General features: G+C 71.3%; 8 protein-coding genes. 4 read left to right on the forward strand and 4 right to left on the reverse strand.

All coding sequences use genetic code 11. The features are described from left to right. Both ACFU99_RS17985 and ACFU99_RS17990 read right to left on the reverse strand, forming a co-directional pair. A partial coding sequence (locus ACFU99_RS17985; RefSeq protein WP_384392666.1) for a sulfatase occupies nt 1-1,332 on the reverse strand: 1,332 nt, incomplete at its 3' end. Further along, nucleotides 1,329-2,375 (reverse strand): hydroxyacid dehydrogenase, encoded by a 1,047-nt coding sequence (locus ACFU99_RS17990; RefSeq protein ID WP_384392669.1) that lies wholly within the window; start codon nt 2,373-2,375, stop codon nt 1,329-1,331. The genes ACFU99_RS17990 and ACFU99_RS17985, both read right to left, overlap by 4 nt. A gap of 165 nt (nt 2,376-2,540) precedes the next feature. On the opposite strand from ACFU99_RS17990, the gene ACFU99_RS17995 reads away from it, so the two are divergent. Next, on the forward strand, nt 2,541-3,452 hold the full coding sequence (locus ACFU99_RS17995; RefSeq protein ID WP_384392671.1) for a heparin lyase I family protein: 912 nt from the start codon (nt 2,541-2,543) through the stop codon (nt 3,450-3,452). A gap of 94 nt (nt 3,453-3,546) precedes the next feature. On the opposite strand, the gene ACFU99_RS18000 is transcribed toward ACFU99_RS17995, so the two are convergent. Continuing rightward, a complete protein-coding gene (locus ACFU99_RS18000) occupies nt 3,547-4,773 on the reverse strand; it encodes an ROK family protein (protein ID WP_384392674.1) in 1,227 nt (408 codons plus the stop codon). A gap of 170 nt (nt 4,774-4,943) precedes the next feature. Here ACFU99_RS18000 and ACFU99_RS18005 point away from each other — a divergent pair, with 170 nt between their 5' ends. Then, nucleotides 4,944-7,007: a PQQ-binding-like beta-propeller repeat protein gene (locus tag ACFU99_RS18005; RefSeq protein ID WP_384392677.1), complete on the forward strand. Its 2,064-nt coding sequence runs from the start codon at nt 4,944-4,946 to the stop codon at nt 7,005-7,007. Between the two features lie 191 nt (nt 7,008-7,198). Here the strand turns inward: ACFU99_RS18005 and ACFU99_RS18010 are convergent, their stop codons facing one another. Beyond that, nucleotides 7,199-8,101, reverse strand: a complete 903-nt coding sequence (locus tag ACFU99_RS18010; RefSeq protein WP_384392680.1) for an ROK family protein — start codon at nt 8,099-8,101, stop codon at nt 7,199-7,201. Nucleotides 8,102-8,272: 171 nt separating this feature from the next. Between ACFU99_RS18010 and ACFU99_RS18015 the strand changes: the two genes are divergently transcribed. Then, entirely contained in the window at nt 8,273-9,820 is a 1,548-nt protein-coding gene (locus ACFU99_RS18015; protein WP_384392683.1) for a DUF3604 domain-containing protein, read from the forward strand. Between the two features lie 222 nt (nt 9,821-10,042). Continuing rightward, the coding region (locus ACFU99_RS18020) for an ROK family protein (RefSeq protein ID WP_384392686.1) at nt 10,043-11,126 on the forward strand (1,084 nt) is incomplete at its 3' end.

Raw genomic sequence — 11,126 nt, forward strand, 5'->3', positions numbered from 1 at the left:
GACCGGGTCCCGGTTGTCCCGCATCCAGCCGTGCAGGGCGTGGGCCAGCTCGGCCATGGTGTCCTCGTACGCCGGATCGCCGGCGACGTTCTCCATCTCGTACGGATCGCGCACCAGGTCGTACAGCTCCAGCGGCGGACTGGAGCCGACGGAGGGGCCGTTCAGATCGGCGGGCAGGCTCCGGTGCATCCACGACTGGGTGGGGTCCATCGTGCGGGGAGCGTTGGCGAAGTTGACGACGAGCTTGTGCGTCGTGGAGCGCGCGCAGCGCTTGGGGTCGTAGTACGTGTGGTGGGTGAGCTGGCCGTAGACATACTCACGCGGGGTGCGGCCGTGCTCGACGAGCGGTACGAGGCTCGTACCGGCGTACTCCGCCCGCGGCGCGCCGACCAGTTCGAGGAGTGTGGGCACCACGTCCACATGGCTCACCAGGGACGCGACGCGTGTCCCCGCCCACGCCTCGCGGCCCGGCACGCGCATCATCAGGGCCACTTCGAGGCCGGGGTCGTAGAGGGTGCACTTGGCGCGGGGGAGGGCGAGGCCGTGGTCGGTGGTGAACACGACGAGGGTCTCGTCCCGCAGCCCGAGCGCGTCGAGGGAGGCGAGTACGCGGCCCACGCCCTCGTCCATGTGGTGCACGGCGCCCTGGAGTTCGGCTATCTCCTCGCGCGCCGCGGCGTCGTCGCGCAGGTAGGGCGGCACGGTGTGGCCGAGCGAGCTGTCGGCGTGGACGGTGTCGCCGAGGAACCCCATCACGCCGGGAGGGTCGTTCCTGGAGGGCGTGCGGTGCGGTTCGTGGAAGCCGACCTGGAGGTAGAAGGGCGCTCCGGAGCCCGCGGCGCGGCGCAGCGCCTCGGCGGCGCGGTCGACGACGGTATCGCGGTCGCCCCCGGCGCGTACCCGGTCGAAGCCCAGGCGCGCGGCCACGACGTCGTCCGGCAGGACTTTGGACTCGTGGTGGACGCCGACGAGTTCGCTGTAATAGCCCGCGCCCTTCAGCCGGTGGGCGAGGTGGGTGTCCGGCTGCCGCAGATCCCAGCCGAACGGATCGTGGGAGAGGCCGAGCACCCCGTTCGTCTGCGGATAGTCGCCGGTGAACAGCGAGGCCCGCGCCGGGCTGCAATGGGGCGCGGTGGCGAAGGCGGCCTCGAAGACGGCGGACTCCGCCGCCAGCGCGTCCAGATACGGCGTCGCCACCGTGCGTACGCCGTACGTACCGAGGAACCGTCCCAGGTCGTGGCAGTGCAGGAGCAGGATGTTGCGGGCCGCCGGGGGCGCCGGGGCCGCGGTGCGGTGGGCCGTACGGTCCGCGTGTCGGGTGGCAGTGCTCATCCCATTCGCTCCAACTCCTCGCGCGTGAGCGCGTGCTGGAGGGGCTCGCCGCGGAGGAAGCGGCGGACCTCCTCCACGACGATGTGTCCGGCGCGGCGGCGGGAATCGACGCTTGCCCCGGCAAGGTGCGGGGTCAGCAGGACGTTGGGCAGGAGGCGCCAGCGGTCGTCGGCGGGCAGCGGCTCGGTGTCGAACACGTCGAGCGCCGCGTCGAGCCGCCCGGAGGACACGGCGGCGAAGAGCGCGTCCATGTCGACGAGCGAGGGGCGGGCCGTGTTGACGAACAGTCCGCCGTCGCGGATCGCCGCGACTTCCGCGGGGCCGATCATCCCGCGCGTCTCGGGAGTGGCGGGGGCGTGCAGGGCGACGACATCGCCCCAGGCGAGGACCTCGTGCAGGCCGGCGGCCAGCGGAGCGAGGGGGTCGGGCGCCGACAGGTAGGGGTCGTACACCCGGATGTCCGCGCCCAGCGCCCGGCACATCTCGATGTAGCGCCGTCCGGTGCGCGAGGCGCCGATGACGGCGATGCGCGCACCGGATATCTCACGGGCGCGCTCGCCGCGCCGGGCCGACCGCCAGTCGGCCCCGGAGCGCAGGGCCCGGTCCAGCCGGTGCGTACGGCGCAGCAGCGAGAGGGTGAAGGTGAGGGACAGCTCCGCGACCGAGGGCGCCATGGCGGCCCCGGCCTGCGAGACGGGGATTTGGGCGGCCCAGAAGCCGTCGTCGACCAGGGCGTGCAGCGAGGACGCGGCGTGCATGACGAAGCGCAGGTCGGGGGCGAGGGCGAGGCGGTCGGCGTCGAGGCGGGGGAAGCCCCACGCGGTGACGAACACCGTGACTCCGGCAGCCGCCTGACGGAACGTCTCGGGGTCGTGCAGCGCGGCGGGTTCGAGGGCCGAGATCTGTCCGAGGCGGTTCAGGGCGTTTTGGGACTCCGGCGGGAAGAAGGCGTTCCGTTCGGCTGCCGCGATGCCGAGAAGGACGCGAGGTGGGGTGGAGCTGCGGATATCCGGCTCCCGGCCGTCTCCGAGGTGAGGGCTCATGCCGCGGAAGCTAGCCAGAGGGGTTAACTTCTGTCAATGACCGAATTAAATTGAGCGCAGCCCTGTACCCGGTCGAGGGGATGGTGCTGATCGGTCATGTCCCCACGCTCGAATGGCCAGTTGGTCAGTCATGTCCCCCCATGCTCCTCTGTGAAAGGGAGCCACATGAGACACCGCAGCACAGCACGCGCCCGCCGGAAGGCACGTGTCATCGGCGGGGTGACGATCGCCGTCGCCCTGATAGCCGTGGCCCCCACCGCCTACGGCTCGTTCACTTCGGGATCGGGATCGGGATCGGGATCGGGCTCAGGTACGGGGTCGGGCTCCGGCTCGGGCAGGGCCGCCGCGTTCCCGAAGTCATGCACGGAGAAGGCGGACGGCAAGACCGTCTTCAGCGACGGCTTCGAGGGCAGCGCCCCGGACTTCGACTTCGCCAGGCACCGCTACGACGGTGAGAACGCCGCGGCCTCGATCACCGCCGCGAACGCCCCGGTCGTCGACGGAAAGCAGTCAGGGCTGTTCACCGTGCACGGCGACAAGAAGTCATGGCGCGCGGAGACCGCCAACGACGCGATCGGCTACGGCGCCTACCGGTTCCGGTTCTCCGACTATCTGCCCAAGGACTGGGAAGTGTCGAACTTCGATACGATCCTCGCCCAGTGGCACGGTAAGCCGCTGTCCGACGGGAAGAACACCAACCCGCCCATCGCGCTCTCCGTGCGCAACTCCACCTGGCTCCTGAACGTGTTCTGGCTGGAGCACCCGGACGACACCAAGCCGCAGCGCAAGACGTACGAGCTCGGCGCGGTGAAGACCGGACAGTGGAACCACTGGACGTTCGACATCGACTGGTCCACTCCGGACCACCCCGGTCGCCTCACGGTGTGCCGCAACGGTGAGGAACTCGCCAGCCGCACCGGGGCGAACAACTACCACCAGCCCGAGGAGCCCTACTTCAAGCTGGGCATCTACCGCCCGTCGTGGAACCCCGCCAAGGGCCGCGACTATCCGCCCGGTTCCGTCGTGCGGGTCTACGACGACGCGGTGTCTGTAACCGCACTCGACGGTCCGTCGTAGCGGTCCGCTGAAGACGAAGGGGTGGCCGAGGAGCGGTTGCTGCCTCGGCCGCCTCGGCGCTCGGCGGTATTCAGTGTCGGGCAGGCCACCGGTGTCATCGGAGGGTGGGTGTGGTGATCGCTGTGGTTTCGAGTGCGAGTTCCGCCGCGCCGGTGAGCTGGAGTTGGTCGGCGTCGATGGGGGTGAGCGGGGGGACGTGGGGGATGCGGCCTTGGAGGCGGGTTTCGATGGCGGGGATGAGGAGGTCGCCGCCGTGGTGGAAGGTGCGGCCGCCGAGGGCGACGACATCCGGGCTGATGAGGACGGCGATGTCGGCGATGACGAGGGCGAAGTCGTCGGCGAGTTGGCGTACGAGTCTGCCGGCCGCCGGTTCGCTGTGGCGGGCGGCGGTGAAGAGGTGTTGCAGTGCGGCGTAGCCGGGGGCGTCGCTGCCGTCGATGCCGCCGTTGCTGTCCGCCTCGGCGATGCGTTGGCGGATGCCGTTGAGGCCGACGCTGGATTCGAGGTCGCCGAAGCCGGGCCAGGGCCGGTTGAGGGAGCGGCGTTCCATGAGGAGGTAGCCGACCTCGCCGGCTGCGCCGAGTCGGCCGCGGTGGAGCTGCCCGCCGAGGACGAGCCCGGCGCCGACGCCGGTGTCGGCGACCAGGGCGACGAGGTGCTGGACGCCGGGCGGGGCGGTGTGGCGGTGGGCGGCGAGGGCGATGAGGTTGACGTCGTTCTCGATGGCGGCGGGGATGCCGAGTTCCTCGGTGAGCCGTACGCCCAGGGGCATGCTCGACCAGCCCAGGGCGGGGGCGAATTCCACGAGGCCGTCGTGTCCGGTGGCCACGCCGGGCACACCGACGGCGACCGCGCGGGGCGGCGCGCCCAGGGCGTCGGCGGCCTGGGAGAGCTGGGTGGCGAAGGCGATGACCTGCTCGATGAGGGCGGGGGCTCCGTCGCCTTCGTGCAATGGCCGGTTGAGGTGGTGGCGGGTGTGGCCGGTGAGGTCGCAGACGGCGCCGTGGAGGGTGTCGCTGCCCAGGGTGAGGGCGAGGACGCTCTGGGCCTGGGCGTTGAAGCGGATGAGCTGGGCGGGGCGGCCGCCGCGTGAGGGCGCGCGTTCGTCGTCGGTGACGAGGCGGTCCGCCTTGAGTGTGTCGAGGAGGCGGTTCACGGTTGCCGGGCTGAGTCCGGTCTCGTCGATGATGCGCTGGCGTGACATGGGGCCGGATGTGCGCAGGGTGTCCAGCACGATCGTGCGGTTGACCTGCGACACGGTCCGGGTGGTCGCGGTCTGCCGACGCGTCGCGGGCGTCCCCCTGTTGACGTTGCCGCTCATCGGTGCCTCTCGGTGGTAGTCGGGCGTGCGAGTCCCCGCATCCTATTTACCGCTCAGAGCGAACTAAAAGTTTCCCCATCTCGGTCGCGGATCTTGACGGTTCAAGAAAACCAATGGAACTCTTCCCGGCAACTTCACTATCACACCAAGTGGAAAGCCTGAGGAGTGCCATGACAGCAACACCTGTTCCTGCCGGAGACGACACGGACGGCGGACTCTCCCGACGCAGCGTTCTGCGGCTGGGCGGCGCGGGCGCCGCGGCTCTGGCCGCCACCTCCCTGCTGGTCCCGTCCGCGGAGGCGTCGGAGGTGCCGGAGGTGTCGGAGGAGGCGACCGCCGGTCGCCATGGGCCGTCGGTCACCGACCTGGGTCCCGGCATCGTCGGATTCTCCCTGATGAGCGGCCTGTTGATCGGTGACACGGTCTATATCGGGTCCCGGAATCTGAGCCCCAGCCGGCTCGCCGCCTTCCACCTGCCCACACGTAAAGTCACCGCTTCCACGGACCTGGGCCCGGGGAAGTTCGTCCAGGGCCTGGCGGCCTCGCCCGACGGGCGCTACCTCTACGCCGGAGTCGTCTACCACGGCGACGGCGACCAGCCCAACCTGTTCGTATGGGACCTGAACAGGCCGAACGTGCCGGCCAAGGCCCTCGGCCGGATCCCCGGTCTGAACGTCCGCAGGCTGACAGTGGCGCCGGACGGCATGCTGTACGCGGTGGGGATGGAGGCGGATCCGGGCATCTGGGAGATCGAACCGGCCACCGGGAAGATCACCAACATCGGCGTCCCGGACCCCGGCGCGACACAGGCCCGTGCGGTGTCGGCGTCGGCGACCACGGTCTACTTCGGGGCGGGCAGCAACCTGTCCGGGGGCGGCGGCGCCAGCCGGGCGTCGCTGTTCGCCGTGGACCGCACGACGCACAAGATGCGGTCGATCCTGCCCAAGGAGCTGGCCCCTGCGGCGGCGATCCGCGACCTGGAGGTGATCGGCGACCGCCTGTACGTGGGGACGGAGGGCGGCACGCCCACGTCGTTGTTCGCGGAGATCGACACCACCGACCCGACGACCTACACCGTCCTGGCGACGGAGGGCAAGACGTCCAAGCTGTTCCGCAGGCACGGCGACGACGTCTACTTCACGGCGGGCGAGGGCGTCTACCGCTACGCGACCGGGGCGAAGAAGATCCACCCGGTACCGCACGGGGACGCGGATCTGGGCGAGTTGTGGGGGCTGGACTACTGGAACGGGTCGGCGGTGGTCACCTCGGGCGCCGGGTTCGTCGGCGAGATCGACCTCACCGCCCCCAAGCTGACCAGGACCGACCTGACGGCGGCGGGCGCCCCGGCCGGCGCGGAGCTGGGGATGTCGGTGACCGCCGGCGGCGGCCGCGTCTATGTGGGCGGCAACGGCTCCATGGACGTTCACCGGCTGTCCACGGGCAAGACCGTCCACCTGGATTTTCCGGGTGAGGCCAAGGACGGGGTGGTGGTCGGCCGCACCCTGTACACCGGCCAGTACAGCTCGCAGGGCATCTGGACGTACGACCCGCGAAAGGGCGGTGGGCCGCATCAGGCGGTGGCGTTGCCGGTGGAGCAGAACCGGCCGCAGGGCGTGTGCTGGGATCCGGTGCACCGCCGGCTGCTGGCCGGGGTGCAGTGCGACACCGAGGGCGGCGGCGCGTTCGCGGTCTACGACCCGGCCAGCGGCAAGGTGAAGGTGCACGTCAACCCGTTCGACGAGAACCAGATGGTCCGCGCGGTGACCAGCTACCGGGGCGTGGCCTACCTCGGCGGCGACAACCCCTACTCGTCCGGGCCGCGGGGGGAGATCGCGGCGTGGGATCCGGTCGCGGGCCGGCAACTGTGGCGGCTGGACCTTGGGCAGAAGCGGGCCGTGAACAGCCTGATCGTGCGGCGGGGCCTGCTGTACTGCCTGTGCCTCAAGGGCGAGTTCTTCGTGATCGACGTCAAGACCCGTGCGGTGGTGCACCGCGCCGACCTCGGCACCGCTCTGGTGCCGGGCGAGGTGACCTTCGCGATGAGCCGGGGGCGGGTGTATGCGGCGTCGGCGAGCACGCTGATGCGTTTCGCACCGGACACCTTCGCCGTCAGCACCGTGGTGGGCGGCCTGGGAGGGGAGTGGTACGGCATGCCCGACCTCGACGCCGACGAGCGGGGACGGCTCTACACCTTCCGCGGGCGCAACCTGATCCAGGTGACGGACTCCCACTGAGCGGGTGAGCCGGTCCGGGCTTCCCGATGCGCCCGGTGTCGTACGCCGCGTCGTTGAGGCAGCGTACGAGGCCGTGGCGTACGAGACCGCGGCGGACCGCGCGGCAGCTCAGGCCGTCAAGGTGCCAGAGGCGTCAGGGGTGTCAGGGGTGTCGGGGCATCAGGGCATCAGGGCATCAGGGTGTCAGGGTGTCAGAGCGCCGACGCCCCCGCCGCTCTGAGCGCCAGCACCACGGCGCCGTGCGCGGGCGAGTCCGGGCCCAGCGCGCTCGGGACCACGCGCTCCGACAGCGGGGGCGCGAGATGACCGCGCACCGCGGCCAGTACCTCCGGGCGCGACCCGATGCCGCCGGTCAGGACCGTCCGCGCCGGGTCGAGCACCGCGGCGACCATCCTGATGCCCAGCGCCAGATACGAGGCGTACTCGGCCACCGCCTGCTCCGCCCGGCGCTCCCCGGCCTCGGCGGCGTTGAGTACGTCCCGGGCCGAGCAGCTTTTGTCCCCGCCCAGGGACCGGTACGACCGGAGCAGGCCGGTGATCGACACCGTGTCCTCAAGTACACGGCTCCGGCCGATCGGAAGGTCCGCTATCTCGCCCGCGGCTCCGGTGTCGCCGCGGATCACGTCGCCGTCGTGCACGATGCCGAGCCCGATCCCCGTGCCGGCGGCGATCACGGCGAGCGTCTCTCCCGCGTGTCCGCCGAGGCGCTGTTCGGCCAGCGCGGCGGCGACGATGTCGTTCTCCACGGTCACCGGCAGGCCGAGCACGGCGGCCAGCTCGTCCGCGAGGGGCAGGCCGTCCAGCCCGGGGACGTTCGGGGCGCGGCTTATGACACCGGTGTCCGGGGCCACCACGCCGGGGACGCCGACGCCGACCGCCCGGACCCGGCCGGCTCCCAGCGCGCGGATCTGCCGGGTGAGCTGGCCGACCACGTCGTGCTCGGTGGGTTCCGTGGACGACTGCACCACCGTGCCGTTGTCGTCGGTCACCAGAGTGCGCACCTTGGTCCCGCCGACGTCGGCGCCGACGAAGTGGGCTTCGGTTCCTGCTTCGGCTTCGGCTTCGAGCGGGTGCGTACGCAGAGAAGTCAGCATGGGATGCTTTATATCAGGTCAAGAAGAAAGGGTCTTCAGTGCCTCCTGGGTGTGAGCTGCCGAGATGTCGATGGCAATCAACTCCTCTGCCGCTCTTGACCCGTGTCGCGCCTCGATGCATGCTTCCATTCATCTCAAGATGAGCAAAACAGTGATCAACGGAAGGAAGCCATGTCTCTCCTGAGGCAGAGCACCGCTCTCGACGGCTACCAGGGCCTCACCGCCTACGCCGGAGACCTGCACAACCACTGCGGCATCAGCTACGGCCACGGCAGCGTCGAGGACGCCTTCCGCAACGCCCGGCTCCAACTGGACTTCGCGACGGTCACCGGCCACGCGAGCTGGCACGACATGCCCGACGACCCGCCGCACGTCGCCGAATACCACCGGCTCGGCTTCGAACGGCTGCGCCGCGGCTGGGAGCACGTACAGGACGTCACCGAAGGCGCGCACGAGGACGGCCGGTTCGTCACCTTCCTGTCCTTCGAGTGGCACTCGATGACCTACGGCGACCACTGCGTGTACTACCCCTCCGGCCGCGGCCCGCTCGCGCCCTCCCAGGCGGGCAGCCTCGAAGAACTCCGCGGGACGCTGCGCGGACTCGGTGAGCAGGGCCTGCCCAGCATCATGCTGCCGCACCACATCGGCTACCGGCGCGGCTCCCGCGGCATCAACTGGTCGACGTACTCCGCCGAGCTCTCCCCGGTGATCGAGCTGCTGTCGATGCACGGCTGCGGCGAGGACGACCGGTCCCCGCGCCCGTATCTGCACACCATGGGTCCGCGGGACGCGGGCAGCACGGCGCTCACCGGACTGCGGGCGGGCCACCGGTTCGGCTTCATCGGCTCGACCGACCACCACAGCGCCCACCCCGGAAGCTACGGCTACGGCCGGGCCATGGTCTGGGCCGAGGAGCTGACCAGGGAGGCGATCTGGGACGCGATCACCTCCCGCCGCACGTACTGCGTCACCGGCGACCGCATCATGCTCGCGACCTCCCTCGACGGGAAGCCGATGGGCTCCGTCGTCGCCGCGCCGGGCAGCCGCCGGCTGGACGTCGCGGTGCGCGGCGGATCGGCGGTCGACTACGTCGAGATCGTGCGCAACGGCGAGATCATCGCGCGGGAGCGCCCCGCGGGCGGGCACGGCGAGGCGTTCGAGGGCGTCATCCCGGTCGGCTTCGGGTGGGGCGAGGTCGGGGTGCCCGCCGAGTGGGACGTCGAGCTGGAGGTCGTGGGCGGCCGGGTCGACGCGGTCGAGCCGCGGCTGCGCGGGTACGACGTCGTGGCGCCCAGCGACCGCGAGCCGGACTCCTTCTCGTTCTCCCGCTGGTCGCGGCCCGAGCGGGACCGGGTGGTGCTGCACACCCGCACGGACGGGAACCCGACGGTCATGACCGACGCTACCCAGCGGTTCGCCCTGCACGTCACCGGCGACTCGTCGACCAAGGTGGTCGCGCGGGTCAACGGGCGCGAGGTCGCGCACTCGGTGGGGGAACTGCTCGAAGGGCCTCGGGTCGGCTTCGTCGGCGGCTTCATCAGCGGCGCCTTCGTGTTCGACCGCGCCGAACCGCGGGCCGCGCTCGACCTCGACTGGTCGGTCGAGGACGCCGGGACCGGCGCCGACGAGGACTGGTACTACGTGCGGGTGCGCCAGTACAACGACCAGTACGCCTGGAGCTCGCCGATCTGGGCGACCCGCACCGGGCGGGAGGAGTGACCCGGGCCCACGGCGCATCCCGTGCGTCAGATGCATCCCGTGTATCAGATACATCTCGTGTATCAGCGGCATCCCATACATCAGGGGAATCAGGTGCATCGCGCACGGTGGCGGGCGTCGGCGGGCTCGTCGCCGCCCCGCGGAGTGGGATCGGATAATGGGCGTCCACGGCGGTCCGAAGCTGTCGGCGCGCCCCCACCGAACCACCACGAAAGGCCGGCCATGACCACAGGCACGCCCGCGCGCGGCGGCAGCCGGGAACAACCGCGGCGGCCCACGGCGACCAACCGCACCGCGGCCGAGGTCAACGCCACGGCGCTGCTGGAGCAACTGCGCGCGGCGGGACCGCAGCCGCTGTCGGAACTGGTGCAGCGCACCGGGCTCAGCACGGCGACGGTCAACCGGCTCGTGGACCGGCTGACCGAGGACGGGCTCGTGCTCGAAGCGGGCCGGACGGTGCCGACCGGCGGCAGGCCGGCCCGCCTGGTGAAGTTCAACGCCGAGGCCCGTTCGGTGCTGGCTCTCGACATCGGCAGCCACAAGATCGCCGGGGCGGTCGCGGACCTCGAAGCGCGCATGACCCGACGCCGTAAGCGCTCGATCCCCGCCAGTGAGGACGGGCGCCCCGGCCTGGACTTCTTCGAGGCGCTCGGCGACCTCGCGGCCACGCTCATCAAGGACGCCGCCGGCGGGCCGTCGCCGGTACGGGCGGTGGCCGTGAGCGTTCCGGGCGTCGTACGGCGGGACACCGGGCGGGTCGAATTCGCCCCGTCCTTGCAGTGGTTCGACCTGCCGCTGGGCGCGCTGCTGGAGGAACGCCTCGGCCTGCCCGTACGCGTCGCCAACGACGTGAACCTGCTCGCCCTGGCCGAACTCCGGCATGGCGCGGCCCGCGGCAGGCGCGACGTGCTGACGGTCGCGCTGGGCACCGGGGTCGGCGCGTCGCTCATCCTCGGCGGCGAACTCTACGGCGGCGGCCTCGGCGCGGCGGGGGAGATCGGCTACACGCTCCTCGGCAGGGAGTCGCTGGCCACGCCGTGGCCCGGGTTCGGCGACCTCGAATCGCGGGTCGGCACGGCCGGGATCCTCACGCGGATGCGCGAGCGGCGGGACGCCCTGCCGTCCGGTTTCGGCTCCGAGGACTTCCTGCGGCTCGCCCGTTCCGGCGACGCGGCGGCCACGGCCGTACTCGCGGAAGTCGTCGACGACTTGGCCCTGACCATCGGCAACGCGGCCTCGCTGCTCAATCCGGAGACGGTCGTGCTCGGCGGCGGCTTCGGCCGGGCCGCCGCCGACCTCCTCGTAC

The sequence above is a fragment of the Streptomyces sp. NPDC057654 genome (assembly GCF_042800135.1).
In the GTDB taxonomy this organism is placed as follows: Bacteria; Actinomycetota; Actinomycetes; order Streptomycetales; family Streptomycetaceae; genus Streptomyces.

Coding starts and splice junctions, on each gene's coding strand:
- ACFU99_RS17990 (WP_384392669.1), bottom strand. CDS start 2,375: ATGAGCCCTCACCTCGGAGACGGCCGGGAGCCGGATATCCGCAGCTCC.
- ACFU99_RS17995 (WP_384392671.1), top strand. CDS start 2,541: ATGAGACACCGCAGCACAGCACGCGCCCGCCGGAAGGCACGTGTCATC.
- ACFU99_RS18000 (WP_384392674.1), bottom strand. CDS start 4,773: ATGAGCGGCAACGTCAACAGGGGGACGCCCGCGACGCGTCGGCAGACC.
- ACFU99_RS18005 (WP_384392677.1), top strand. CDS start 4,944: ATGACAGCAACACCTGTTCCTGCCGGAGACGACACGGACGGCGGACTC.
- ACFU99_RS18010 (WP_384392680.1), bottom strand. CDS start 8,101: ATGCTGACTTCTCTGCGTACGCACCCGCTCGAAGCCGAAGCCGAAGCA.
- ACFU99_RS18015 (WP_384392683.1), top strand. CDS start 8,273: ATGTCTCTCCTGAGGCAGAGCACCGCTCTCGACGGCTACCAGGGCCTC.